This is a genomic window from Devosia submarina (assembly GCF_003056345.1).
Lineage (GTDB): Bacteria > Pseudomonadota > Alphaproteobacteria > Rhizobiales > Devosiaceae > Devosia > Devosia submarina.
This window is the reverse complement of record NZ_PYWB01000001.1, coordinates 500,950-526,950: the sequence shown is the minus strand read 5'-3', so window position 1 is coordinate 526,950 and position 26,001 is coordinate 500,950. Positions and strand designations below refer to the sequence as shown.

Here is a 26,001-nt window from a genome sequence, read left to right as displayed (position 1 = left end):
ACGGGATCTCATGATAAAGCCAGGCAGGAATTTTGGACGCGCCCTTTTTGCGCTGGTGCTTGCGGCTTTCTGCCTCGTGCTGGACATCGAGACGGCCTATGCGCAGGCGGCGCAATGCGCCCGGCTCGAAAACATGCTGCGCCAGGTCGACCGGAACGGCGACTTCCGCCAGATGGGCGGAAATTCCCAGGCGGCGCGGAGTGCTGCGCGCGACGTACAGCAGATGGAAAGCCGCTACATTCGCGAGGGTTGTAACGACGATGCCAAGGCGGGGCGGACGCTGACGCCGCGTTGCACGCAGATCGGACGGGAAGTGCTGCGCCTGCGCGAAGTGGCAGCTTCAGTGGGGCAGCAGGTCGAATCGGCCAATGCCGTTGCGGGGCAGCGGGAAGCCATTCTGCAGGAACTGGCGCGCTTCGGATGCGGCTCGAACCGGGGCTCGAGCGAAACGTTCAGCCAGGACCGCCAGTCGGTGTTCGATCGCATTTTCGGGACGACCTCGGAAGGCGATTTCAGTGACGGGCAGATGATCGATGGTGGCGGCTATTGGGATTATCAGGGCTACCGGACGGTGCGGACCGTGTGCGTTCGCCTGAGCGACGGATATTTCTGGCCCATCAGCTATGCGACGCTGCCGGACTATGTGGTCAATGACGCGCAGACCTGCCAGGCGAGCTGTACCACGACGCCCGTAGCGCTGTATTTCTATGACAATCCGGGCCAAGAGCCCGAGCAGATGCGCAATGAATATGGCGAGCCCTATACAGCGCTGCCCAGCGCATTCAAATATCGCACGGAGCTCGATACCAGCCCATCGGCCAGCTGCAAGGTGGAGCCGCAATCGGATGGAACGCTCTCGGTCGCGACGGGAAGCGATGGCTCGGAGCGCGCCATGCTGGAGGTGCGAGGCGAGCGTTTCCCGCTGCCCTTGCGGGACCCGCGCGGCGTTCAGCCCATCGCCGCAGCCGAAACACCAATGCAGGCGCCGCTTGAAACGGCAAATCTGGTGGATGTCCCCCTGCCCAGGCCGCGCCCTGCAGGCCCAGGCGAGACTGTTGTATCACGCCCGGTTCAGGCCGCGCAGGATAATCAGCTGCGGCTGGTGCAATTTGGAAACAAGGTGGTCAGGGTAGTCGGTCCAGACACGCCGTACGCCCAACCAACGGGAGCAGGGACTTAAGTTCGGGACCATCGTGCCGGCCGGTCAAGGCGAGGCGCAGGGGCAGGAAGAGAGCCTTGCCCTTGCGGCCCGTGGCTGTCTTGAGCGCGTCGGTCCAGTGTGACCAGGTGGTTTGATCCCAGGGTTCGGGCGGAAGCAGCGCCTTGGCGAGGGCAAGGAAATCACGATCTTCGTCGGCGACAACTGGATCGACAGGGCCGGTGACGAGCTTTGAAAGCTCCTTGATGTCGTCAAACTTGCCAAGGTTATCGCGCAGGAGGAGCCAGATTGCTTCTCCTTCGAGGCCCAGGCTTGAAAGGCGCGCCCGAACAGCCTCATAGGGCATGGCGTGCAGGAGGCGGGCGTTGAGCGTATCGAGTTCAGCCGGATCGAAGCGTGCGGCGCCGTGGGAGATCATGCCGAAATCGAGACGGTTGGCGATTTCGTCCAGCGTTTCATAGGTCTCGATAGGCAGGCTCGTGCCGGTGATCGACGCCATGATGGCGATTGCCATGGGCTCGTAGCCCTCGGCGCGGAAATCGGCGATGGACTGCGAACCCAGGCGCTTGGAGAAGCCCTGCCCTTCCGAGTCGGTCAGGAGATTATGGTGCGCGAAGGTCGGGATCTGGCCGCCAAGCGCTTCGAAGATTTCGATCTGCGTGCCGGTATTAGAGACATGGTCTTCCCCGCGGATCACGTGGGTGATGCCAAGGTCGATGTCATCAACGACCGAGGGGAGCGTATAGAGATAGCTGCCGTCTTCTCGCACCAGTACCGGGTCGGACATGGAAGCGGTGTTGACGGTCTGGGGCCCCTTGATGAGGTCGTCGAACTGGACGGGCTTGCCATCGAGTTTGAAGCGCCAATGGGGCTTGCGGCCTTCCGCCTCGAGGCGTGCACGATCCTCGTCAGTCAGCTTGAGCGCTGCACGATCATAGATCGGAGGCTTGTTGAGCGCGCGGGCGCGCTTGCGGCGCCGGTCCAGCTCGTCCTCGGTTTCATAGCAGGGATAGAGCCGGCCGGCTGCAATCAGGCGCTCCTTGGCCGCGTCGTAAAGCGCAGTTCGCTCCGACTGGCGCACGAGCAGGTCCGGCGTGACACCGAGCCAGGCCAGATCGACCTCGATGCCATCGGCGAATTCGCGCGTGGAGCGAGCGTGGTCAGTATCGTCCATGCGCAGCACATAGCGGCCGCCATTGCGACGGGCATAGAACCAGTTCAGGAGGGCCGGCCGGGCATTGCCCAGATGGATGCGGCCTGTGGGGGAAGGAGCCCAGCGTACAACAGTCATCCCAGGGTCCGATCCTTGTAGCCATTGGTGATGGGATAGCGACGGCCCAGTCCGAAAGCCTTGACGGTCAGCTTGGGACCGGGGGCGGACTGGCGGCGCTTGTATTCGGCGAGGTTGAGCAGGCGCTCGATGCGTTCAACCAGCGCACGATCGTGCCCGCGCTCGACCAGCGTTTCGAGCGGCAGCTCGTCCTCAACGATGGCGGTGAGGATTTCGTCGAGCACGGGATAAGGCGGCAGGCTATCCTGGTCGGTCTGGTTAGGGCGCAGTTCGGCGCTAGGCGCCTTGTCGATGATGGCTTGCGGGATCACATCGCCCTTGGGGCCCAGGCAATCGACCGGGCGATGGCTGTTGCGCCAGGCGGCGAGGCGATAGACCTCCATCTTGAACATGTCCTTAAGGGGGTTATAGCCGCCGTTCATATCCCCATAGATGGTGGCGTAACCCACGCCCATCTCGGATTTATTGCCCGTGGTGAGGAGCATGGAGCCGAGCTTGTTGCTGACGGCCATAAGGACAAGGCCACGCATGCGGGACTGGATGTTTTCTTCCGCCAAGTCTGCCGGGCGATTGTCGAAGATGGGGGCGAGTTCAGCCAGGGCGTTGTCCACCGGGTTACCGATGGAGACGACGTCGTAGCGCACGCCGAGACGCTCGGCGCAATCCTTGGCGTCCTTGAGGCTTGCTTCGGAGGTGTAGCGATAGGGCAGCATGATGCAATGCACGTTTTCCGCGCCCAACGCATCGACGGCCATGGCGGCGACGACAGCACTGTCTATGCCGCCGGAAAGGCCCAGAACAACATGCTTGAAGCCGTTCTTGCGGAGATAATCGCGCAGGCCAAGCACGCAGGCCATCCAGGGTGCTTCATCTGGCGAGGGAAGCTCGGTGACCTGACCATTTGTGCAGGTCCAGCCGTTCTCGCCAAGGGTCCAGTCTGAGACGATGAAATCGGGCTGGAAGGATTTGCCCTGGAACGCCAGTTTGTTTCCCGGCTCCATGGCAAAGGATGCGCCATCGAAAACCAGTTCGTCCTGACCGCCGACTTGATTGAGGTAGAGCAAGGGGATGTCGTGCTCAGCAACGCGGTTACGGACCAGTTCCTTGCGGATGTGCTGCTTGTTGGACCAAAATGGCGAGCCATTGGGGCAGAGCAGGAGCTGCGCTCCGCGCATGGCGAGGTGTTCGCACACATTGGGGTGCCAGATATCCTCGCAGATCGGGATGCCGATCGGTACGCCTTTGATGGTCACCGGATCGGGCGGTGGGCCGGGCGTGAAATAGCGCTTTTCATAAAAAACGTCGGCATCGGGCAGTTCGCGTTTGAAGCGGATGGCGGTGATTTCGCCCCCTTCGGCAACGAGCACTGCGTTGTAGAGGCAGGCTTTCTCGAACCAGACGCTGGGCAAGATCAGCGCGAGATCGGTGCCCGCGGTTTGCGCAGCCAAATCGCGCGCCGCTTGCATTGCGTCGGAGATGAACTTGGGCTTGAACAGCAGATCGTCGGGAAAATAGCCGGTCAGGAACAGCTCGGGGAACATCAGGATGTCGGCACCAGCGGCGATCGCGTCATCCAGTGCCGCGCGGGCCAGCGCGAGGTTGCCAGGCAGGTCCCCCACCTTGGGATTGAGCTGGGCGAGCGCAATTCGGAGGTGGTCTGTCACTGCTATACGGGCTCGCTGGCTGAGTAAGAGCTTGGCGCGCCGGCCGAAGGTGGCGCGCGCAAAGGCTTATCGCCTCACCCGATGGAGGGCAAGCAGGCAAAGACGCTTGCCGCTCCCGTGCTAGAAGCGGCCGGAGACTTCCAGCAGGCCGCCATAGCGAAGCATGGAGAAGGGATTGTTGTCACTGATATAGGTCTGACGGCTCAGAGTTGGCGGTCCGTAAGCTGGATCGGCTGGGATTGCCATACCTGTATCGGGGTCTATCGTGTCGGGATTGCTGGTGGGGTGGGTGACAGTTGCCACGTCATAGGTGGCGTCGTACTGACCCTGAAGATAGGACGCCCGGCCGCCCACACGGATGGTCAGGTTCTCCGTGGGGTGAAAGCCCACCATCAGCTTGCCGCCGACACCGTAGCCGAACCCGTTGATGGAGGCAGCCGAGCCCTGCAGAAAACTCATTCCGTTTGGTCCGCCGGCATATCCGTCTGTGAAGCCGGCGTCGTAGGCGCCGTATGTACCGCTTACCCAAGCATAGGGTGTCGCGTAAGCTTCGCCGGTAATGTCAAACACATCAGCGTCAAAGCGTCCAGCAAGGCCGAGCTTAAGGGCGTGGACGTCGAAATTGTTGATCTCGCTGTCGCCACCAACGCTCCAATCACCAGTCTGATCGGACCACGAGATGTCGCCCGCTGTTTCGGCCGTGGTGAAATCAACTCGGCCTGTGTCAGGAGAGTCATTGGTGTACTGGTATCCCGTAACAAAACCGAAGCTGGCACTGTCGCTGCCAAAGGGCAGCCAACCGAAGTCGGCGCCGATGTAGCCCAGGCGAGCGGCGGGCAAATCCAGACTCACACCACCGTTGGTGCTGTAGTCGCCATCGTGGGCAATACCATACCCGCCCGTTGCTTCTAGGTAGGACCGGGTCATCTTGTCATCGATCCGCACGAACGCCTCGCCCGAATTGGTTTTGGTGTTCATGGTTTCCGAGTTGGGACCAATATTGTGCTCCTGCTCGCCTAGGGAATACCAGTAACGCACACCCGCTTCGAACTGCAGGGAGTCCTCTGCTACGCCCCAGTCCTGAGCATAAGCCGGGCGAATTTCCTGGAAGCTGCCGAAATAGTCCGCGGCTAGGGCGGGCATGGCGGCAGTGAGCGAGAGGATCGCAGTGGTGCCTAGCAGCGAGCGGGACATGGAAGACTCCAGAACAAAACCCATTGGGTGACGCGCTATTGATCACTTATTAGGGTTAATGTTCCGCTAAGCGGCACCAACACGGTAGTTGTGAGTTGATCGCATGCTGACGCACAAACCGCATGGCGGCACGACCATTATGTGCGATAAGCGGGGCTGGCCGCGTCAAGGCAGCGGTCGAGTGCCAGAAGGCAGCGCGTCGAAGAGTGATTTGAATGACTTGTCGGATATTGGTTGTTGAAGACGAGATCTTCGTCGCGACAGAGATCGAGCATGTGATCGGTGATATGGGCTTTCAAACGGCGGGCATTGCTCCCGACCGGCAGACGGCGCTGGAGCTGGGCACGGAAAGCGATGTCGCCCTTGTTGACCTGAACCTCCGCGACGGCCCCACCGGCATGGCAATTGGCAAGGCCTTGGCGGAAGCCCATGGCGTTACCGTGCTGTTCATGACAGCCAATCCGTCCCAATTGGGACAGGGTGTACCCGGAACGATCGGCGTTCTTCCAAAGCCTGTTACGGATAGTGATCTGCGTGCGGCTGTGGCTTTTGCCGTGTCGCAGCGGCAGGCGGGCGATGCATCACCGCCGCGCCGGCTACAATTGTTTGCCCAGGCTGTCTAGTTTTGCAGACGAGCGGAGCGTTGCAGTCCTTGCAGGGGCAGGTCGATCTCGACCCGAAGGCCGTCGGGCTCCCAGAAGCGCTCGAGCTTGCCACTGAGCTGCCCCTGGACGCTGAGCTCGATCATCCTTGAACCAAAGCTGCCCTTAGCTGCTGTTCCCTCGAGCGGGGGACCCCCGATTTCTTTCCAGGACAGGTGGTAGTAATCGCCGGACTGGGATCCGGTGAGGACCACCCTGCCCTCCGTGGCGCTCAATGAACCATATTTGGCAGCATTGGTGGCCAATTCGTGGAACAGCATGGCCAAGGGCGTTGCGGCAGCATCGTCGATCACAACATCATCGCCGATGATCTCCATCCTGTCGCCATTGGCGGCCCGATAGGGCTGCATCAGCCGCTCTACGAGTTCCTTGAGCGTACCCCGGCCGCCGGCCGCAGCCGAGGCATGAGAGCGGGGACGGATATAGTCGTGTGCCTCTCCCAAGGCGAAAATGCGCTGCCGTAGTTCGTCGGCATAGGGCTTGATCTCGGGCCGGCTGCGTGCGGAAAGGCTGATGATGCCGTTCAGAACGGCGAAGATGTTCTTGATGCGATGACTTAGTTCCTGGGCCACAAGCTCGCGTTCTTCGGCGGCGATCTTGGCCTGGTGAATGTCGGTGCAGGTGCCAAACCAACGCACGATATTGCCCGCTGAATCGCGAATGGGCTGTGCGAGACCAAGCGTCCAGCGGTAAACGCCGCTATGATGCTTGAGCCGGTACTCGATTTCGTAGGGTTCTCCGGTCTGCAGCGAATGCATCCAGACTTCGCGCGCGCGCTCCTGGTCATCGGGATGGAACATATCGTTCCAGGCCTCGCCATCCGTGCTGCCCACGGGAACGCCGGTGAACTCGTACCAGCGCGCATTATAGTAATCGTGATAGCCATTGGGCAGTGTGGACCATACCATTTGGGGCATGGTGTCCGCCAATGTGCGAAATTGCAGTTCGCTCTGCTGGAGGGCTTCGGCAATGCGGCGTTGCTCAGTAACGTCGAACACCACGCCAGGAAAACGCTCGGCACGCCCATCCGGGCCCATGCGCGGCCTTCCGGAAGCGACAACCCAGCTGATCTCTCCGTTGGCGCCCACAAGGCGATACTCGGAGCGCAACTGGCCACCCGTTTGCAGTGCCTCCTCGATCTCCTTGTTGACCCGCCCGGCATCGTCGGGATGGATGGCCCGCACGAAATCACTGACCGGAACGCCCAGGCCGGCGCGCAGCGGATCAAGATTGTACATCTGGGCGAACTTGTCGTCGGCGGTGACCACGTCGCCGCTCACATCCCAGTCCCAGGTCCCGACCAGGGTGGAGCCGTTGAGAGCCAGGGAAAGCCGCTCTTCACTGCGAGCCAGGGCCTTTTCGGCCATCATGCGATCTGTGATGTCGTGCAGGATGGCGAGCGAGCCCAGGGGGAGGCCATCATCGCCCATGACGGGGCTATAGTGCAGCTCAAGCCAGAATGTTTCGGGCTGACCGTTGAGGTTGAGCGTCATCTCTGCAGCAGGCAGGCTGGTGGATAGCCCGGCAAGACCGCGCTCGATTTTGTCGTGATTAAATGCGGCGGCTTCGGGCCAGGCCTGGACTGCCGGCATGCCGAAGATCTCGGGGTGACGCGTACCGACGAAATCAGCATAGGCCTGGTTGTAGACGAGAATACCTTCCTCGCCGATCAGCATGGCCATGGCGGTGGAACTGGTCATCATTACCCGTACCGCGCCCTTGAGGCTTTCTGACCAGCCCGTGATCGCCCCTAGAGGGGTCAAGGACCAATCGAAATTGCTGATGAGCTTGAGCAGCGGGATTTCTCCAAGCCGCTCCAGGGTTTCAGGTGTCGCCGCGGGAAAGAGATGATGAGGCATTCGCGGCTTCCATTGGCGGATTGGGTGATTTCGGCGGCGGCAAGACGGCCCGCCCACTTCACGCGGGCAAGTCGAGACCTTGCCTTATTCGCCGGCTGCCCACTGCCGACGCGGCGGCTTTTGCACGTGGATTTCTTCGGCGACAAGGAAAGCCAGTTCCAGCGCCTGGCTGGCATTGAGCCGGGGGTCGCAATAGGTGTGATAGCGATCCGACAGCGAGGCTTCAGTAACGGCGGACACGCCACCGACACATTCGGTCACGTCGTCGCCCGTCATCTCGATATGCACGCCGCCGGCATATGTGCCCATTTCGCGGTGAATTTCGAAGAACGACCTCACCTCCGAAAGGACGCGTTCGAAGGGGCGCGTCTTGTAGCCCGAGGACGCCTTGATGGTGTTGCCATGCATCGGATCGGAGCACCAAACGACGGTGCGGCCAGCCTTCTGCACGGTTTCGATCAGGCGCGGCAGATGTTCGTTGATCTTGTCGGAACCGAAGCGAGCAATCAGCGTAATGCGGCCGGCTTCATCAGTTGGGTTCAAGCGATCAAGCAGGCGCAGCAGATCTTCGCTGGTGAGCGAGGGCCCGCACTTGATGCCGATGGGGTTCTTGATGCCGGCGAAATATTCGACGTGAGCAGCGTCAGGCTGGCGGGTCCGGTCGCCGATCCAAAGCATGTGACCCGAGGTTGCGTACCAATCATTGGTGATGGAGTCGCGACGGGTCAGCGCTTCCTCGTAGCCGAGCAAGAGCGCTTCGTGGCTGGTAAAGAAGCTGGTCTGGCGCAAGGCGGGAGTGTTGTCGGGGTTAAGGCCGAGCGCGCCCATGAAGGTGATCGCATCATCGATCTTGCGTGCCACTTCCTCGTAGCGTGGGTACCAGTTGGAGCCCTTCATGAACCCAACGGTCCATTCGTGGATGCGGGTCAGTTCGGCATAGCCGCCCATGGAGAAGGCGCGCAGCAGGTTCAGGGTCGCCGCGGATTGACGATAGGCCTGCAGCATGCGGTCGGGATCGGGAATGCGGGCCTTTTCGTTGAAGTCGATCGCGTTGATGATGTCGCCGCGATAGCTCGGCAGTTCCACACCATCGATGGTTTCAGTGTCGGCGGAGCGGGGCTTCGCGAACTGGCCGGCGACGCGGCCGACCTTGACCACGGGCTTGCTGGCGCCGTGGGTCAATACCACTGCCATCTGCAGGAAAACGCGGAAGAAGTCGCGGATGTGGTCGGCGCCATGCTCGGCAAAGCTCTCTGCGCAATCGCCACCCTGCAGCAGGAATGCATCGCCCCGCGCAACGGTGGCAAGGCGCGCCTTGAGGTCGCGCGCTTCGCCCGCAAAGACCAGCGGGGGAAAGGTCGACAATTGCCGCTCGGCTTCGGCCAGGGCCGCCGCATCGGGATAGGCCGGGACCTGTGAAATGGGCTTTGCGCGCCAGCTATCGGGGGTCCAGTTGGTCATCTCGGCAAGTCCTTACAGGTCGCAACAGCGTGAATGGCGGAATACCAAGGCTTGGATGCCCTGCCAAGTGCAATCGGGCCACGCCAAACCGGCATCAGCCGCCGATCTTTTCACCTTTGCGATAGCGATAGCTCGGCGCCTTGAAGGTCACCAATTCCTCGGCGGCTGACGGATGCACTGCCATGGCCCGATCAAAATCGGCCTTGGTCGCATTCATGCCCATGGGAATGGCGACCAACTGGATCATTTCGCCAGCGCCCGGGCCCAGGATATGGCAGCCCAGCACCTTGCCCTCGTCCTTTTCGGTAATCAGCTTGATTATCATGCGCTCGGTCCTGCTGGAGAGCGTGTTGATCATCGGGCGGAAGCGGGTGAGGTACACATCGATGTCGCATTTCCCAGCCGCTTCGGTTTCGCTGAGACCGATAACGCCCAGTTCGGGTTCGGAGAATACAGCCGTAGGGATGAGGCCATAGTCCACGGCTTGCCGATTATTGTTGAACAGCGTTTCGGCGAAGTACCAGCCTTCGCGGATTGCAACGGGAGTGAGCGCCACGCGCCCTGTGACGTCGCCCACGGCGTAGATGGAGGGCACGGATGACTGGGAATAGGCGTCCACCACGATAGCGCCATTGCCGGCGAGCTTGACGCCGGCTTCTTCAAGCCCCAGCCCTTGCGTGTTCGGCGTACGGCCGGTGGCAAACATCACCGCGCCATAGGGGGCGGTCACCCCATTGCTGAATGTGGCGGAAATGTCGTCTCCCGCATGAGACAGAGCGGTGATCGTGCTTCCGTAGATCAGCCTGATACCGCGCTCTTCGAGCCCAGCTTCAAGGCCAATGCGCATGTCTTCGTCAAAGCCGCGCAGCAGCCGGTCCCCGCGATAAACAATGGTGGTGTTGACGCCAAGGCCGGCGAAAATGGTGGCGAATTCCACTGCAATATAGCCACCACCCTCGATCAGGATGGAATGAGGCAACGCCGGCAGATCAAAGGCCTCGTTGGAGGTGATGGCCAGTTCTGCGCCAGGGATATCGGGGATGAAGGGGTGCCCGCCGGTTGCAACCAGGATGTATCTCGCGGTCAGCTCGCGGTTCTGCCCGATAATCTGAACGCTGTTAGGTCCGGTGAGGCGCGCGCGGTCCTTGACGATCTCGACGCCAGGCTTTTGCAAATTGGATGTGTAGGCGTGCTCGAGGCGAGTAATTTCCTTTTCCTTGGCGGCCACCAGGGTGGGCCAATCAAAGGAGGCGTCTACCTGCCAGCCAAAGCTGGAGGCGACGTCGAACTGGTCCTTGAAGCGGGATGCATAAACATACAGCTTTTTGGGCACACAGCCGCGGATCACGCAGGTGCCGCCGACGCGGTATTCCTCAACCACGACGACCTTGGCACCATAGCTCGCCGCCATGCGGGCCGCGCGAACACCGCCAGAACCGCCGCCGATAACAATCAGATCATAATCAAAGGACATGGGCGCTCCTGGTCAGGCGAGATGTATCGGCAAATACCGATAAATATGGGTAATGTTACAGCGCAAAAAAAGACCCCGCTCTAGGCGGGGCCGGTGGTGCCTTGCCGGGGCAGGATCAGAGTTCAATACCCTGCGTGCGAAGCTCGGCGCGGACCTTAGCGAAAAACTCAGGCCGCACATTGTTGGTGAACACCTGCATGACGCGCTGCAGATCGATGTTCACTTCCGAATTGGCCATGGACAGCTTCTGCCCGGTTGGCGATTCATAGAAGGCAACGATTTCCTGCAGTTCGGGTATGGTAAAGCGAACGGCATAAACGCGGGCGAACTGGTCCAGCAGCTCGCTCTTGCGCCCGCGGAATTCTTCCAGGACTTTGCCGATGGCGGTGTTGGTCTGCTCGGAAATTTCAGGGTTTTGCTGCACGATCTGGCGCATGGAGCCGATGGCGATCTCGACCATGGTGGTTTCGAACACGGCCGCACGGTCGGTCAGATCAACATATTTGCGTGCCAAGGCGAGCTGCTCAGGCGGCACTTCCTGCGCCATTGCAGGGGCGGCAAATGCAAGAACGCTTGCGCTCAGCGCGACTGCAAGGAGCGCTTTACCGCGCAACATCAAACCGGTCATTTCTTTCCCTCTCGTCTAAGGCTGTGGCCGCTTAAGTGCTTCTATTCCGGCCGGCGTCGCCACGTAAGCTGTTTCGCACATCTTGATGAATAGCCCATGCTGGACCACCCCTGCGATGTCCAGCAAGTCGCGCGAAAGCGCTTCTGGCCGCGAAATGCGGCCAAAAAAAGCATCCAGGATGAGATGGCGCCCATCAGTTTCAAAGGGCGTGTCGGGCGCAGTCTCGCGAAGCTGCAACGCTCCTTGTGCGCTATGCGCGGCCATGACCTGCTCGATGGCACGGCGGGTTGCACCGAGACCGAAGCGATTGACTTCGATGGGAAGAGGGAAGCGGCCCAGCGTCTGAACGAGCTTGGATGCATCTGCAATTACGATCATGGCATCAGAAGCAGCCGCAACGATTTTTTCGCGCAGCAAGGCACCGCCGCCCCCCTTGATGAGGTTGAGTTCGGAATCGATCTCGTCTGCACCATCGATGGTAAGGTCGAGGCGATCGAGGTGGTCGAGGTCTGACAAGGGAATGTCGAGGGACTGCGCCTGACGCGCGGTGACTTCGGACGTCGGGACGCAAATGCAGTCGAACCCTTGGGCGACTTTTTGGCCCAGAAGGTCTACGAAGTGCCTTGCTGTCGAGCCAGTGCCCAGGCCCAGGCGCATGCCGGGCTGAACCTGGTCCAGCGCCCTTGCAGCGGCTTGCCGCTTTAGATCCTCGCTCATAACTGCTTCCCTGCCCTACTACAGGTTCTCTGCCGACCTTCGCCGCCTGAGTCAACGTCGCGGCCCAAGGGGCATCACAGTTCAGTAACGAGCATCTGTAACTTTCCAGCAACACAAATAGGCGATGGTAAGGCGAGTATGGCGGAATGGGGGCGCGCGACCCTTTCCGCTGCAAACCATTAAGCGTAAGCAACCAAGATATTTCGATGCTCGAACAATTGGTTCGTTCTACTTCATGAGGCCAAGTCGTCAGATGTTGAATGCGAAGTCAGGGGCAGCCATCGGGCTGGCGATAGTCTTGTCGGTGGGGAGCGTCATGCCGACCATGGCTGCGCGCGTCTACAACAGCTTCACCAACACTTGGGAAGAGCCGTCTACAGCGCCCCGGAGCACGCGGCGCGGCAGCCCCATCAAGCGCGAAGTCGTCGACTATGCCACCAATCACAAGCCTGGCACGATCGTGATTGAAACGGGAGAGCGCCGGCTTTATCTGGTGCTGGAAGATGGCAAGGCACTGAAATATGGCGTGGGCGTTGGCCGCGACGGTTTTACCTGGTCGGGCAAGCACCGAATCACTCGCAAGGCAGAATGGCCCGGTTGGACCCCGCCGCCGCAGATGCGCAAGCGCGTGCCTGATCTGCCAGCCTACATGCCCGGCGGCCCGGACAATCCGCTTGGCGCACGCGCACTTTATATTGGGTCCACGCTTTATCGCGTGCATGGAACATCCGAGCCATGGTCCATCGGCCAAGCTGTCTCGTCGGGCTGCATTCGCCTCACCAATGAGGATGTGACCGATCTTTATGAGCGCGTGAAGGTAGGCGCCTTGATCGTGGTCAATCACTAGAAACGCAGAATTGTTTGGAAGGGCCGCCATCAGGGCGGCCCTTTTTGTTTGCCTGTACTTTGAAAACGGTGGGTGAGCGAATAGATTGCACCCCATGACCATGCCCTTGTCCGCTGCCAGGCCGCTTGTTGATCGCTATGGCAGGCACATCTCGTATTTGAGAATATCGGTCACCGACCGGTGCGACTTCCGCTGTGTTTATTGCATGGCCGAGAACATGACATTTCTTCCCAAGAAGGAGGTCTTGAGCTTTGAAGAAGTCGAAACAATTGCATCGGCGTTCATCGCGCGGGGTTGCACCAAAATCCGGCTGACCGGCGGGGAGCCGCTGGTCCGGCGCGACATCATGGATCTGGTGAACAGTCTGGGCGCCCGAATCGGCAGCGGGTTGGAAGAGCTGACGCTCACAACCAATGGCAGCCAATTGGCCAAGCACGCGCAGGCGCTTCACGATGCTGGCGTAAGGCGACTCAATGTGTCGCTGGACACGCTGGATGCGGAACGTTTTGCCGCGATCACGCGGCGCGGGCGGCTTACCGATGTTCTGGACGGGATCGAGGCGGCGCAGGCGGCGGGCCTTGCAATCAAGATCAACATGGTCGCGATGGCGGGCGTCAACGAAGACGAGATCGAGCCCATGATGGCTTGGGCGCATGGCCAGGGCCTGGGGCTGACGCTGATCGAGGGCATGCCGCTGGGCGAGGTCGGCATTGACCGGGTGGATACATATCTGCCCTTGCGCGAGCTGCATGACCGGCTCGCGCGACGCTATAGCCTCACCAAACTGAGCCAGCGCACCGGCGGGCCGGCGCGCTATGTTCATGTCGCGGAAACCAATGGCGTGCTCGGCTTCATCACGCCAATGAGTCACAATTTCTGCGAGAGCTGCAATCGCGTGCGCCTCACGGCTACCGGGCAATTGTTCATGTGCCTGGGGCAGGATGACCAGGTTAATCTGCGCGATGCGCTGCGGGAAGGTGGAGCAGCGGCGCTTGATCGGGCGCTAGATCAGGCCATGCTGCTCAAGCCGAAGGGGCACGATTTTGTTCTGGATCGCAATCGTCTTGCGCCAGCGGTCACCCGCCATATGAGCGTGACGGGCGGTTAAATCCGGCGTGGACAGTTACAAATGGGGCGAGGGCATGAATGGGTGAACATCTGACGATTACAGCTAGTGACGGCTTCACCCTCAACGCCTATCGGGCTGCACCCGAAGGAGCGCCGCGCGGTGGGCTTGTCGTGATCCAGGAGGTCTGGGGCGTCAATAAATGGGTTCGCAGCGTAGTGGATCGCTTTGCCGCGCATGGCTATCTGACCATTGCGCCTGCCATGTTCGACCGGGTGGAACTTGGTTATGAGAGCGAAAATTACGGGCCGGATCAGTTTGCCGTTATCGGCGAGATGATGAAGAAGTTCGACCAGCACACGGCACTGCTCGATGTGGAAGCCGCAATCAAGGCAGTCTCGGATGCGGGCAAGGTGGGCATCACCGGCTATTGCTTCGGAGGCGCCATGACATGGCGGGCGGCAGCGCATCGGGGCATGGGGCTGAGCGCAGCTTCGGGATATTACGGTGGCGGCATCCCCAATTATATCGAGCTCGCGCCGCAGATCCCGCTCGAGATGCATTTCGGGGGCGAGGATAAGGGCATTCCGCTTGAGCAGATCGAGCAGCTCAAGGCCACGCACCCCTGCGTCGGCATCCACGTTTATGCAGCGGGCCATGGCTTTTGCAACAGCGACAGGCCATCGCACTTCGATGAAGTGGCGTGCACAAAGGCCTCAGCGCGCACGCTGGCCTTTTTCCGCCAGCACCTTGGCTGAACTGCAGGAGCATTGGCGTTTTCTCGAGGACGCCATGCACGCCTACAGCAGATCTCCGCTTTCCATCCGGAAAGCCATGCTCGTGGTAGCACTGGCGGACGCCATGGTGGACCGCCTGTTTGCGGCTGCGGATGATCCGAAGGATCTGCTCGAGTTCCGGGCCGCTGTAAGCGCCGAGAACGGGGCTTTGTCACTCGTCATGGAGCTAGCGGCGCATCGGCCCCGTGGCCCCCAGCTCACTGTCATCGAGCGGCAAATTGCTCTTGAGCAGTATGGAGCGCTGCCGCTCGAGGACTTCATGGTCAGCCTCTACAACAACCATTCGGTTCAACGCCTGATGGTTGTGGGGCTTCCGACAGCGATGGAGGCCGAGGCTGTGCTGCAGCAGGCGGTGGCGGAGCTCAGGAGCCTCGTGCAGGTTTCTTGAGGGTTTAGCGCCCTATATAGATGCCCTGCCCTCGGCGCGCTCGATCAGTTCAACGATGATGCCGTCTGGATCGCGCACGAATGCGACGCGCTTGATCAGCTCGGTATTGTGGGCCGGGCGTGGGCGCTCGATGATGGAAACGCCGGCTGTTTCCAAGCGCGCAATCATCTCGTCAAGTTCGGTCACGGCGAAGGTGACGTGGCGCATGCCGGCTTCTTCCGGCGGAACTTCACGCGCGGGCGAGATCTCCGCTGCCGGGGCGAAGACTTCGAGCATGCCACCACCAGCGTCGAGAAAGGCGAGTTCGCCCGTTGTCTGCGGTTTGCGCAGCACCAGCCGGAGGCCAAGGAGATCGCAATAGAACGCGATGGTCCTGTCCAGATTACGCGATGTGGTGCCCACATGCTCGAAGCCGATCAACATGGGTGGCTCCTATTTGTCGTCGTCAACAACAATGGCGAAGTCGAGCGGCAAGGCCGTTGTATATTTGATCTGGCCCATGGCAAAGGCAGAGCTCACATCGGTTAGATTGATCTTGCTGATGAGCTTCTTGTAGAACGAGTCATAGGCACCGATATCGGGAACAACGACGCGCATGAGGTAGTCGACGTCCCCGCTCATGCGATAGAATTCAACGACTTCGGGGAATTCGTCGATCACGCCAGCGAATTTGCGCATCCAGGCTTCGTTGTGCTCGTTGGTCTTGACCGAGACGAACACGGTCACCCCGACATTGACCTTGGCTGGATCAAGGACCGCGACGCGGCGCTGGATAACGCCATCCTCTTCCATTTTCTGGATGCGGCGCCAGCATGGGGTGGTGGACAGACCGACTTTGCGCCCGATTTCGGCAACGGGCATGGTGGCGTCTTTTTGCAGGAGAGTGAGGATCTTGCGGTCGATCTTGTCCAAAGCCATACGTGCCCCCAGAAATGAGATTTTGCGGATCGATCCAGATCCGTCTGAAATTGGCGTTAGAACTGCCATATCTGCCGTATTTCCGCAATAATCTTGCGTGAGTGGCGCCGGCGGCCATCAGAGGCCGAGAAAGCCGAGCCAAGACCATGCGCCGTTTTGATCGGCATGGTCGCGCCGCCAGTCGCGCGGCAGATCGAACCCGCCGCGCCAGATGCCACGCCGAGCCTGCCGAGCGGCCTGTTCTTCGCGCTTGTGTTTATCTGCGGAAATGGCAAGGCCCTCGCTGACCATAGCTAGGGCGAGATCGCGCCCCCTGACCGTACACGTGGACAGCAAGCGGCCATATTGATCGTGCCCCTCGGGGCGGCAATCCACTCCGCCTTCGGCCAGCAGCGCTGCCATTCGGTCGCGGGCGGCAAGGCCGCAGGGCCAATCTCTGCCCTTTTCGTCGCGGCAGGTCTGCTGCAATTCGGGGGCATCGATCCCCAGGAGCCGCACCCTTTCATCGCCCAGGCGAAAACTGTCGCCATCGCTGGCTCGGGCGCTGCCCTGCAGAGGTTTGGGGGCTGGCTCGAGATACGCCGCCACTAGTGCCGCAGCCGCCAGAACAATGATTGCCAACAGGGTTCCGGCGCGCCCGGAGAACAAGCGCTTTCGATGTGAATGCCGGGGCAGGATTTCACCGCATGTTAACTATGAGAACGCTAGTGTTTGGCCTGTAAGCGTAGCGAATGGTTTTAGCATTCGCATTACATAGTAACGAGTAAAGAGTACACATGTCGCCCCAGTCGGCTGTCATCAACGACGTCCGTTCACAGATGGGACGCGACAGTAAACGCGCTGCACAAAAGACCGTGCTTGATGCGCGTCAGCGTCTCACATCCAGCTCCGGCACCCGCGCCTCGTTTGATTTCGAGCTGATGCATGATTATGCCAGCTCGCGCCTGCGCTCCGCGCTGCCGATTGCCGGCCTCGTCATCATTCTTGCGATCGTTGCGACCTTCTGGGTGCCGCCGCTGTTTACTGCCCTATGGGCCGGGATGGTGATAGCGAGCCTGCTGGTCGTGGTGCTGGTTGCGCAGCGCTTCAGGGCAAGCGACCCGGCCAAGTTCAACGCGGCGCGCTGGACCACGAGCTTCGTGATCGGCGAGACGATTTGCGGCCTTTCCTGGTCGACCTTGTCGCTGTTCACGCTGGTAACTAATCCCGAACCGCTCACCGCCGTGATGTTCGCCATGGTGCTGGTGGCGGTTGCGGCCAATGCCGTGGCCACGCACACCCTGCCGCCCGCGACGCTTACCAGCACCCTGCCCGTTGCAATCACCGTCTCGGGCAATCTCATCGCCTTGGGCGGCACGCTTAACTACACCTTGGCTGCTGTTTCCGTTTGTGGTGTTGTGTTCTTTGTTTATCTCGCGCGGCAATTGCATGCTGCCGAGCTGGAAACAATTACGCACCAGGCCGAGAAGGACTCGCTGATCGCCGAGCTTGAGGAAGCGCGGCAAATGTCGGATGAGGCGCGGCGCCATGCCGAGCAGGCCAATATCGCCAAGTCGCAGTTTCTGGCAACGATGAGCCATGAACTACGCACCCCGCTCAACGCCATTATCGGCTTTTCCGAAGTGCTCAAATCCGAATTGCTGGGGCCGCACCAGGTGCCGCAATATAAGGAATATGCGGGCGATATTCACAGCAGCGGTCAGCATTTGTTGAATTTGATCAACGAGCTGCTCGATCTCAGCCGCATCGAGGCCGGCAAGTATGACCTCAACGAAGAAGTCGTTTCGCTGGTCGATATTGCTGCCGATTGCCGGCGCATGATGGAGCTGCGCGCCAAGAGCAAGGGGATCGAGCTGGTCTACAATGTCGGCAACAATCTGCCGCGGCTCTGGGGCGACGAGCGGGCGATCCGCCAGGTTGTGCTCAATTTGCTCAGCAACGCCATCAAGTTCACGCCGCAGAATGGCAAGATCGTTCTGGTGGTGACCCGCAGTGGCGACGGCGGGCAGCTGGTGTCGGTCAAGGACAATGGCCCTGGCATTCCCGAGGAAGAGATTGAAACCGTTCTGTCCTCGTTCGGTCAGGGCTCGCTGGCGCAAAAGACTGCGGAGCAAGGCGCAGGGCTTGGATTGCCGATCGTCCAGAAGATCATGGAATTACACCAGGGGCGGTTCGATCTCTTCAGCAAGCTGCGCTTTGGCACGGAAGTGATCGCAACTTTTCCCCGGGCGCGCGTGATGGACGCACTGGCGCCAGTCGTTGAAAAGAAGAGCCGCCTCGAGATTTATTCGGAAGCGGGCTAATCGTTTACCCTTGCTATTAGGCGATACGCAACCAAGCCCGTGATAAGGCATGTCCAGCAAAGAGGCGGACGTGCAGCACTTTCCTGGTAATGGTGCGTTGATCTATGTGACGGAGCGGAGCCCCTTTCCGGAGGCTATCGCTTTTGCCCGGTCGCTGGGCGCCAAGACCATCCATATCGACGACCTTTCGAGCGAGCATCTTGCCGTCGATCCCAACCTGGTCGTGGATGTCGACCTTCGCAAGATCGACATTGTCCGGCGGCTCAAAGTTCTGCTGATGCGCCGCGGCGCAGGATGCCGGGTGTTCCTGGTTGATCCGCATGTGCGGGTTACAAGTGTTCATGCCCAGGTGCTTGGAGCCGATTGCATTCTTGCCCGCCCCGCCCGGCCCGTGGATGTTCATTCAGCCATCCGGCAGCACCACGGCGTTGTGGCGCTCGGGAGCGACGAGGCTGCTGTGCGCCGGTCCATCGACGATGGCGTCAATGTGCTCGACGCGGGCTTTCGATGCCTTTTGGCCAGTACGATCTTCGACAGCACCGGTGCGCATGATGCGAGTGGCAGGATTGCAGATGCGGTCGGCAGCGTCGGCGCAGCGCAATGGCTGGCGACGGTTCGTGGATACCATGTGGGCACCTACCAGCACTGCATGCTGGTCACGGGCGTCGTTTCAGCCTTTGCCGTGGGTGCGGGCATGGGGCATGCCGATGTCGTGACGCTGACGCTGGCCGGCATGTTGCACGATATCGGCAAGGCGGCCGTGCCGCTGCCCATTCTCAACAAGGCCAGTCCGCTGAGCGAGAGCGAGATGCGGGTGCTGCGTCAGCACCCTGTTGATGGATATGATTACCTGGCCGCTCACAGCAGCTTCAACGCTGCGACCCTGCGCAGCGTGCGCCACCACCACGAAATGCTGGATGGGAGCGGCTATCCCGATGGGCTGCAAGGTGCCGAGATCGATGACATCACCCGCATCGTCACCATTTGCGACATCTACGCCGCCATGATCGAGCGGCGCGCCTACAAGGACCCGGCCAAGCCCGCACAAGCCATGGCCGTTTTGACGGCAATGGCGTCGGCCGGCAAGGTGGAAGGCAGCTTGGTTAAGGCGCTGGGCCGGATCATGCTGGCGGCCGACTAGGTGCTTTTGGTGCTCACGGCAGCGCTTTCGAAGGTTGCCATGTTGTTGTGTAGGTGAAGAGCGGTCTTGGCGAGCACGGCGGCCAGGGCGGCGCCGCTGCCTTCGCCCAACCGCATGCCGAGATCAAGCAGGCCTTTCTGGTTCATGGCCGCGAGGGCACGGGCGTGGCCGCCCTCAGCCGAGACATGGGCGAAAAGGCAATGCGATATGGCATCTGGATTGACGGCATAGGCGATTGCGGCCGCTGAGGTGGCCACGAAACCATCAATGATCACGGGGACCTTCTGGTGCCGGGCCGCAAGGAGAGCGCCCAGCATGGCTGCGATCTCACGGCCGCCGAGGCGGGCGAGGATCGCAAGAGGATGGTCCAGGCTGCCGGCATGGAAGGCGAGCGCCTGATCCACCGCATGAGCCTTGCGCTTGAGGCCTTCGTCGTCGACGCCCGTGCCGCGGCCGACCCAATCGGCGCCTGTTCCGCCAAAAAGTGCTGCATAGATGGCAGCGGCAACAGTGGTGTTGCCGATTCCCATTTCGCCAAGGCAAATCAAGTCCGGCTTGCCCGCTACGGCTTCCATGCCATAGGCAATGGTGGCGGCGCACATGCGGTCGTCCAGCGCTGCTTCTTTTGTGATGTCGCCGGTGGGCAGTTCCAGCGCCAGCTCGAACACCCTCAGATTAATCTCGTGCAAGGCGCAGATTTGCGAAATGGCGGCGCCGCCATTGGTGAAATTGGCCACCATCTGGGCGGTCACTTCGCGCGGAAAGGCCGAGACGCCCTGGTCGGTGACGCCGTGATTGGCGGCAAAGATCGTGACCATGGGATTGTCGAGGCGCGGCTTTGCCCGGCCCTGCCAGCGTGCGAGGAACTCGACCAGGCCTTCAAGGGCGCCCAGGGAACCGACGGGCTTGGTGAGTGCTGCGTCGCGCTCGCGGACGGCTGCAACGGCTGCTTCGTCGCCTTCCGGAGGGATTGTCAGCAGTTCAAGAACGTCGGCGTAGGCGGGATCGAGAGGGGGCATGGCGCGTCCGGATGGCTGTGGTAGGAAGCTGGCGACCTTGTTGCCCAGAACAGAGCCAAATGCAATTGAGCGAGAAAAAGCAGCCGACCGATCAGATCCAAGCTGAGATCGTGCTGGAGAGCCGACCGCAGGAGCGCGCCGAGGCGATTGGCCTCAAGGCCGATCTAGTTATGGCACTGCGCTTTTTCTCAAGATTGCCAACGGGTTCGTCGCCCCATGTGCAGCCGGAGCTAGGGCGCATTGCCACGGCCCTGCCCTTTGCCAGTGCGCTGATCGGCCTCCTGCCGGCGCTTTTGCTGACAGGGGCGGTGCTGGTCGGCTTGCCGGAGTATTTTGCGGCGTCACTGGCTGTCGGCGCCATGGTGCTGGTGAGCGGCGCCATGGCTGATGATGCGCTGGCCGATGCTGCTGACGGATTGTTCGGTGGGCATACGGTCGAGCGGCGGCTCGAGATCATGAAGGACAGCCGCCACGGCACTTATGGCGTTGCGGCCCTCGGGCTTTTTATCCTGCTGCGCGTGACGGCCCTGGGCGCGATGGCCATTGTTTCGCCGCTTGCTGCGGCGGCGGTTTGGCTTGCGGCAGGTATTGTTGCCCGATCAGCTTCGCTCTGGCTGGCTGTTGCCCTGCCCTCCGCGCGAAGTGGTGGTGCTTCGGCCAGAGTGGGGCGGCTGGGCGTTGGTTCTTTCAGCGTTGGGGCGGTGTTTGCCCTTATTCTCATGTTCATTCTGGGTGGCCCGGCAACGAGTCTCCTCGGCCTTGCAACGGCCGTGTTGGCAGCGATTTTAGTGGTGCTGGGCTGGACTGCGCTGTGCCGCAAGATGGTGGGCGGGCAGACGGGCGATCTTATCGGGGCGCTTGGCACCCTGATTGAAATCGCCTTGCTTGCGGCATTGCTGCCATTTGTTTGACCTTGAAATTGCCGTCTGCCGTGCCTTTATGGTGTTGAGGTAACCCCAGGGAAAGGCGCGAGGGCATGATCTTTATCGGCATTGCGCTTCTTGTGGCGGCGGGGCTGGCGCTGTTGATCAGTGCGGATGCCGGCAGTCTGGTGGGCATGACGCAGCAGCAGACGGCGCAGCTGATTCCCCTTCTGGTGCTACTGGTGGTGTTTGCCGGCGGAATATTTACGCGGCGGCGGCGCGCGTCCGAGCTTTTGAGCAGCGTCTTTCTTTGGGTTGCGATCTTTGGTGTGGCCGCGCTGTCCTATGCCTATCGTGACGAGATCACCAGCATTGCCGGCCGGGTCGCGGGCGAATTCCAGCCAGGGGTGGCGCTGGTCAATGCCGAGCAGGGGACGGCTGTGTTCCGCCGGGGGATGGGGGGGCATTTCGAAGTGAATGCCACCGTCAATGGCCATACGACACCGATGATCTTCGACACTGGGGCGAGCGCCGTTGTGCTGACGCCGGAGGATGCGGAAGCGGCGGGAATCGATACGGGCAATCTGCAGTTTACCATTCCGGTGTCGACGGCCAATGGCACCGGGCGGGCGGCGCGGGTGCGGCTCGATCAGATCGAAGTGGGCGGAATCGTCCGCCGGGGCGTGATGGCTTTTGTGACCGAGCAGGAGGCGCTGGAAACGAGCCTTTTGGGCATGACGTTTCTGGAAACGCTGTCGCGCTATAGCGTGACGCAGAACTCGCTGGAGCTGACTGACTAGCTGGCGGCGGCGAGACGCGGACGGTTGACGGCTTCAAGCGCGCGCAGGATGACCTCGGGGCCGGCGCCGGGCTTGCAGGCGTCGACGCTCAGGATCTGGCGGAACTGGCGGGCGCCGGGCAGGCCATTAGCGAGGCCCAGCATGTGGCGGGTGACATTGTTGATGCGGGTGCCGCGGGTGCTCTGCTCGCGCTCGGCGTAGTTGGCCATGGCGTGCATTACGCTTTCGAGCGAGGGTGACGGCTCGCTTTCGCCGAAGAAGCGATGGTCGACTTCGGCGAGGATCATGGGGTTGTGGTAGGCGGCGCGGCCGAGCATGACGCCATCCATGAAGGCCATTTCCGCTTCGGCGGCTTCCAGGGTTTCAAGGCCACCATTGATGAACATCGGGAGCGGTGCGAGACGTGCCCGCAGGCGGTGGACGCGGTCGTAGTCGAGCGGCGGAATGGTGCGGTTTTCTTTTGGCGACAAGCCTTTAAGCCATGCCTTGCGGGCATGGACATAAAGGGCAGCAACGCCGGCCGCGACCATCTGGTCGGCGAAGCGATCAAGGCTCTGCTCCGTGTCCTGATCGTCGATGCCGATCCGGCACTTGACGGTGACGGGGCGATCAGTGGCGTCCCGCATGGCGCGGACGCATTCGGCGACGAGCTCGGGCTCGGCCATGAGGCAGGCGCCGAAGCGGCCGGACTGGACGCGGTCGGAGGGGCAGCCGACATTGAGGTTGATTTCGCTATAGCCGAATGGCTCGGCAAGCCGGATGGCCTGGGCCAATTCGGCGGGGTCCGAGCCGCCCAGCTGCAGGGCAAGCGGCTGCTCGACCCGGTCGAACCAAAGGTGCCGCTCCACATCGCCGTGCACAATTGCAGCTGATGTCACCATTTCGGTGAACAGCAAGGCATGGCGCGTCAACTGGCGGTGAAGGAACCGGCAGTGACGGTCCGTCCAGTCCATCATCGGCGCGACGGAGAATCTGCGGGCGAGTTCAAGCGTGGTTTGGGTCAAGAGTCCGGACCGGTTGGGAGAGAGCGGGTTCTATACACTGCTGTCCGCGACAGACCAAGCCGAGCGCGCTAACATGTTAGCGATGGCGCAATGGCAAGCTTTGCATTATCTCCCCCTTGTCCTCCTTAGCAGAGCCCGCGTCATGCCCCTGCCCCGCCATATCGCCGTTATCGACATCGGCAAGACCAATGCCAAGGTCGTTCTGATCGACAGTGTAACGCGCCAGCAGGTCGGGGGGAAAACCACGCCCAATAATGTGGTTAACCTTGGAATTTACCCGCATGCGGATGTGGAGCGGCTTTGGAGCTTCATTCTCGACAGCCTCAAGCAATTGCAGGCGGAGAATGGGGTCGATGGGATTTCCATTACCACACATGGCGCGACGGCGGCGTTGATGGCGGGAGACCGGCTCGCCATGCCGGTTCTGGATTATGAATTCGAGGGGCCCGAGGAAACGGCGGCGGAATATGGAGCGGTGCGGCCGCAATTCAGCGAAACCTTGTCGCCCCGCTTACCCAATGGGCTCAATCTTGGGGCGCAGATTTTCTGGCAGAGCCGGCGCTTTGGTGCCGAGTTTGCCCAAATCACCGACATCCTGACCTATCCGCAATATTGGGCGTGGCGGCTGACGGGAGCGCGCGCGAGCGAGGTGACGTCGCTGGGGTGCCATACCGATCTTTGGGCGCCGGATCGCGGGGAGTTCTCGAGCCTTGTGGAGGCTGAGGGATGGCTCAAGCTGTTCCCGACGATCCGGCCCGCTGCCTCGGTGCTTGGCCCGGTGAGTGCGGAGATTGTCGAGGCGACGGGCCTGCCTTTGGACACTCCGGTGACGGTGGGCATCCATGATTCCAATGCTTCGCTGATTCCCCATCTTGGTGGACGAGAGGCGCCGTTTACGATCCTTTCCACCGGGACCTGGGCGATTTCCATGACGGTTGGCGGGAGTACCCAGGGGCTTGATGCCGGACGGGATAGCCTTGCCAATGTCGATGCGTTTGGGCGGCCAGTGCCCACGGCGCGGTTCATGGGCGGTCGGGAGTTCGAGATCCTGGTGCCCCATCCGATTGAGCCCAGCGCGGAGGATATCGGCAAGGTCGTTGCCCAAGGCATCCAAGCACTGCCGAGCTTTGCGCCGGGTGTGGGGCCGTTTCCCCATAGCGCGGGACGGTGGACTAGCGATCCGGCGGCCCTGACGGATGGGGAGCGGACAGCGGCCGTCTCGCTTTACTTAGCGCTGGTGGCGCAGGCTTGCCTTGGGCTTTGCGGGCTGGGGCGGAGCATTATTATCGAGGGGCCGCTGGCGCGTAATACCTTGTTTGGCCAGGCTTTGGCAGCGCTGACGGGGGTGCCGGTTAGTGCATCGGCGGATGCCACGGGGACCAGCATGGGGGCTAGCCTGCTGTTTGGGCCGGAAGAGGCTCAAGTGCCGCAGGGGCGCGGCTTTTCGCCGTTGGACGTTCCGGGGTTCGCGGATTATGCGCGGCTTTGGGCTGAACGGGTTGTGGCTGGGTAGAAGCGGCATTTCAAGAAACCGGCTTCTCCCACCGTCACCACCCGGCTTGTCCGGGTGGTCCAGGGATGCCCGGCCATCGCTGGATTGCCGGGACAAGCCCGGCAATGACGGTGGTACGTGATGCGGATAGACCTGAGTGATGTTTGGGTGGACAGACTCCTCCACACCGTCACCAGCTAGCTTGTCTGGGTGGTCCAGGAATGTCCGATCATTGCTGGATTGCCGGGACAAGCCCGGCAATGACGGCGGAAGGTGATGCGGGATAGACGGGTAGCCTGGTGTTTTACCGGGCGATCCCTTCGTCAACGGATGTTCTTGCCTTGTTGAGTTTTCTTTCCCGCAGCCAGATGTAGAGCCCGCTGGCGATGATGATGCCAGCGCCGGGATAGAACCAGGGTTCAGGCGGCTCGTTGAAGATCAGCCAGCTGACAATGGCAAGATAAAGAAGCGTCAGATAGTTGAACGGCGCCAGGGTGGATGGCGGCGCGAAGCGGTGCGCCACTGAGAGCAGGATATGGCCCAGCATGCCGACCGTGCCTGCGCCGAAAAAGGCGAGCCATGTCAGACCGTTGGATGGCCAGACCCAGCCGGTGAAGGCGAAGGGCGTGACCATGACCAGGGCAATTGCGCCGGCATAGAATTGCTGGGTCATGGCTGAGTCGACGCCCGCCAACTTGCGGGTGAGGATGGAAAAAAGCGCGACAAAGAAAGCGGCGCCAAGGCCAAGCAGCGAGGCAGGCTGGAAGGCTTCGGTGCCCGGGCGCACGATGATGAGAATGCCTATGAATCCCACGGTAATGGCGAGCCAGCGGCGCCAGCCGATGGTTTCGCCCAGCATGGGGCCCGAAAGGGCGCAGACCATGAGAGGACTGGTGAAGATCAGCGCGCCGGTGACGGTCAGCGGAAGGTAGCGCATGGCCAGGAAATTGCCGGCGGTGGTCAGCAGGAGGCACACGCCGCGCATGACCTCGAGCTTCCAATTGGCTGTCCGGAAAAGGCTTTTTCCGCGCAGGGGCCAGACGATGGCGAGAATCAACCCGACATGGACGGCATAGCGCATGAAGACGATTTCGCCGGTAGGAATACCCTGGGTGGACATCCATTTGGCTGAGGTGTCGAGAAAGATCAGCACCAATTGCGACAGCAGCAGGATGCCTATGCCGGTGTTGTGGCGCTCTTCAACGGGCGCGATGTGAGTGGACATAGGCGATTCCGGTGGGCCGGAAATGGCGG

25 protein-coding genes are annotated in these 26,001 nt (G+C 61.2%); 11 read left to right on the top strand and 14 right to left on the bottom strand.

Annotation, left to right across the window (positions count from 1 at the left end):
• Positions 1-10: 10 nt before the first annotated feature.
• Positions 11-1,180, top strand: coding sequence for a DUF2865 domain-containing protein (locus tag DDE77_RS02390; protein WP_108395813.1), 1,170 nt, complete (start codon positions 11-13; stop codon positions 1,178-1,180).
• On the opposite strand, the gene gltX is transcribed toward DDE77_RS02390, so the two are convergent.
• From gltX to DDE77_RS02375, 3 genes are all read right to left on the bottom strand, one after another.
• On the bottom strand, positions 1,125-2,450 hold the full coding sequence (gene gltX / locus DDE77_RS02385; RefSeq protein WP_108395812.1) for a glutamate--tRNA ligase: 1,326 nt from the start codon (positions 2,448-2,450) through the stop codon (positions 1,125-1,127). The genes DDE77_RS02390 and gltX overlap by 56 nt on opposite strands.
• On the bottom strand, positions 2,447-4,114 hold the full coding sequence (locus tag DDE77_RS02380) for an NAD+ synthase (protein WP_108395811.1): 1,668 nt from the start codon (positions 4,112-4,114) through the stop codon (positions 2,447-2,449). The genes gltX and DDE77_RS02380 overlap by 4 nt, the downstream gene beginning before the upstream one ends.
• 120 nt (positions 4,115-4,234) lie before the next feature.
• Entirely contained in the window at positions 4,235-5,308 is a 1,074-nt protein-coding gene (locus DDE77_RS02375; RefSeq protein WP_157959619.1) for a hypothetical protein, read from the bottom strand.
• A gap of 215 nt (positions 5,309-5,523) precedes the next feature.
• Between DDE77_RS02375 and DDE77_RS02370 the strand changes: the two genes are divergently transcribed.
• The gene (locus DDE77_RS02370) at positions 5,524-5,931 is read left to right on the top strand and encodes a response regulator (protein ID WP_108395809.1); all 408 of its coding nucleotides are present in this window, start codon (positions 5,524-5,526) and stop codon (positions 5,929-5,931) included.
• Here the strand turns inward: DDE77_RS02370 and DDE77_RS02365 are convergent.
• The 5 genes from DDE77_RS02365 to rpiA all read right to left on the bottom strand — a co-directional run bounded on the left by DDE77_RS02365 (position 5,928) and on the right by rpiA (position 12,109).
• A complete protein-coding gene (locus DDE77_RS02365; protein WP_108395808.1) occupies positions 5,928-7,829 on the bottom strand; it encodes a PAS domain-containing protein in 1,902 nt (633 codons plus the stop codon). The genes DDE77_RS02370 and DDE77_RS02365 overlap by 4 nt on opposite strands.
• Positions 7,830-7,913: 84 nt before the next feature.
• Positions 7,914-9,290, bottom strand: coding sequence for a class II 3-deoxy-7-phosphoheptulonate synthase (locus tag DDE77_RS02360; protein WP_108395807.1), 1,377 nt, complete (start codon positions 9,288-9,290; stop codon positions 7,914-7,916).
• A 94-nt stretch (positions 9,291-9,384) separates the two neighbouring features.
• Entirely contained in the window at positions 9,385-10,764 is a 1,380-nt protein-coding gene (gor, locus tag DDE77_RS02355; protein ID WP_108395806.1) for a glutathione-disulfide reductase, read from the bottom strand.
• A gap of 115 nt (positions 10,765-10,879) precedes the next feature.
• Positions 10,880-11,392: a DUF2059 domain-containing protein gene (locus DDE77_RS02350; protein WP_108395805.1), complete on the bottom strand. Its 513-nt coding sequence runs from the start codon at positions 11,390-11,392 to the stop codon at positions 10,880-10,882.
• A 15-nt stretch (positions 11,393-11,407) separates the two neighbouring features.
• Positions 11,408-12,109, bottom strand: a complete 702-nt coding sequence (rpiA, locus tag DDE77_RS02345; RefSeq protein ID WP_108395804.1) for a ribose-5-phosphate isomerase RpiA — start codon at positions 12,107-12,109, stop codon at positions 11,408-11,410.
• A gap of 316 nt (positions 12,110-12,425) precedes the next feature.
• On the opposite strand from rpiA, the gene DDE77_RS02340 reads away from it, so the two are divergent.
• The 4 genes from DDE77_RS02340 (at position 12,426) to DDE77_RS02325 (ending at position 15,207) form a co-directional block, all read left to right on the top strand.
• Positions 12,426-12,956, top strand: coding sequence for a L,D-transpeptidase family protein (locus DDE77_RS02340; protein ID WP_108395892.1), 531 nt, complete (start codon positions 12,426-12,428; stop codon positions 12,954-12,956).
• A 94-nt stretch (positions 12,957-13,050) separates the two neighbouring features.
• Positions 13,051-14,064, top strand: a complete 1,014-nt coding sequence (moaA, locus tag DDE77_RS02335) for a GTP 3',8-cyclase MoaA (RefSeq protein ID WP_210204321.1) — start codon at positions 13,051-13,053, stop codon at positions 14,062-14,064.
• Positions 14,065-14,102: 38 nt separating this feature from the next.
• Positions 14,103-14,780: a dienelactone hydrolase family protein gene (locus tag DDE77_RS02330; protein ID WP_108395803.1), complete on the top strand. Its 678-nt coding sequence runs from the start codon at positions 14,103-14,105 to the stop codon at positions 14,778-14,780.
• On the top strand, positions 14,773-15,207 hold the full coding sequence (locus DDE77_RS02325) for a hypothetical protein (RefSeq protein ID WP_108395802.1): 435 nt from the start codon (positions 14,773-14,775) through the stop codon (positions 15,205-15,207). Before DDE77_RS02330 ends, DDE77_RS02325 begins: the two co-directional genes overlap by 8 nt.
• A gap of 12 nt (positions 15,208-15,219) precedes the next feature.
• On the opposite strand, the gene DDE77_RS02320 is transcribed toward DDE77_RS02325, so the two are convergent.
• The 3 genes from DDE77_RS02320 to DDE77_RS02310 all read right to left on the bottom strand — a co-directional run bounded on the left by DDE77_RS02320 (position 15,220) and on the right by DDE77_RS02310 (position 16,746).
• Positions 15,220-15,630 (bottom strand): VOC family protein, encoded by a 411-nt coding sequence (locus tag DDE77_RS02320; RefSeq protein WP_108395801.1) that lies wholly within the window; start codon positions 15,628-15,630, stop codon positions 15,220-15,222.
• A gap of 9 nt (positions 15,631-15,639) precedes the next feature.
• Positions 15,640-16,119, bottom strand: a complete 480-nt coding sequence (locus DDE77_RS02315) for an Lrp/AsnC family transcriptional regulator (protein WP_108395890.1) — start codon at positions 16,117-16,119, stop codon at positions 15,640-15,642.
• A 123-nt stretch (positions 16,120-16,242) separates the two neighbouring features.
• A complete protein-coding gene (locus DDE77_RS02310) occupies positions 16,243-16,746 on the bottom strand; it encodes a thermonuclease family protein (protein WP_157959618.1) in 504 nt (167 codons plus the stop codon).
• Between the two features lie 155 nt (positions 16,747-16,901).
• On the opposite strand from DDE77_RS02310, the gene DDE77_RS20025 reads away from it, so the two are divergent.
• Positions 16,902-18,428 carry a sensor histidine kinase gene (locus tag DDE77_RS20025; protein ID WP_210204320.1) on the top strand — a complete coding sequence of 509 codons (1,527 nt, stop codon included), beginning with the start codon at positions 16,902-16,904 and terminating at the stop codon, positions 18,426-18,428.
• 49 nt (positions 18,429-18,477) lie between these two features.
• The gene (locus tag DDE77_RS02300; RefSeq protein ID WP_108395799.1) at positions 18,478-19,569 is read left to right on the top strand and encodes an HD-GYP domain-containing protein; all 1,092 of its coding nucleotides are present in this window, start codon (positions 18,478-18,480) and stop codon (positions 19,567-19,569) included.
• On the opposite strand, the gene cobT is transcribed toward DDE77_RS02300, so the two are convergent.
• Positions 19,566-20,588 (bottom strand): nicotinate-nucleotide--dimethylbenzimidazole phosphoribosyltransferase, encoded by a 1,023-nt coding sequence (gene cobT / locus DDE77_RS02295; RefSeq protein ID WP_108395798.1) that lies wholly within the window; start codon positions 20,586-20,588, stop codon positions 19,566-19,568. The genes DDE77_RS02300 and cobT overlap by 4 nt on opposite strands.
• A 65-nt stretch (positions 20,589-20,653) precedes the next feature.
• Here cobT and DDE77_RS02290 point away from each other — a divergent pair, with 65 nt between their 5' ends.
• A complete protein-coding gene (locus tag DDE77_RS02290) occupies positions 20,654-21,499 on the top strand; it encodes an adenosylcobinamide-GDP ribazoletransferase (RefSeq protein WP_157959617.1) in 846 nt (281 codons plus the stop codon).
• A 65-nt stretch (positions 21,500-21,564) separates the two neighbouring features.
• Positions 21,565-22,251 (top strand): retropepsin-like aspartic protease family protein, encoded by a 687-nt coding sequence (locus DDE77_RS02285; RefSeq protein WP_108395796.1) that lies wholly within the window; start codon positions 21,565-21,567, stop codon positions 22,249-22,251.
• Here DDE77_RS02285 and dusA read toward each other — a convergent pair.
• Entirely contained in the window at positions 22,248-23,255 is a 1,008-nt protein-coding gene (gene dusA / locus DDE77_RS02280) for a tRNA dihydrouridine(20/20a) synthase DusA (RefSeq protein ID WP_108395795.1), read from the bottom strand. The two genes, DDE77_RS02285 and dusA, sit on opposite strands and share 4 nt — an antisense overlap.
• A gap of 142 nt (positions 23,256-23,397) precedes the next feature.
• Here dusA and DDE77_RS02275 point away from each other — a divergent pair, with 142 nt between their 5' ends.
• Positions 23,398-24,768: an FGGY-family carbohydrate kinase gene (locus tag DDE77_RS02275; protein WP_108395794.1), complete on the top strand. Its 1,371-nt coding sequence runs from the start codon at positions 23,398-23,400 to the stop codon at positions 24,766-24,768.
• 283 nt (positions 24,769-25,051) lie between these two features.
• Here DDE77_RS02275 and DDE77_RS02270 read toward each other — a convergent pair whose 3' ends face one another.
• The gene (locus DDE77_RS02270) at positions 25,052-25,972 is read right to left on the bottom strand and encodes a DMT family transporter (protein ID WP_108395793.1); all 921 of its coding nucleotides are present in this window, start codon (positions 25,970-25,972) and stop codon (positions 25,052-25,054) included.
• Positions 25,973-26,001 lie beyond the last annotated feature (29 nt).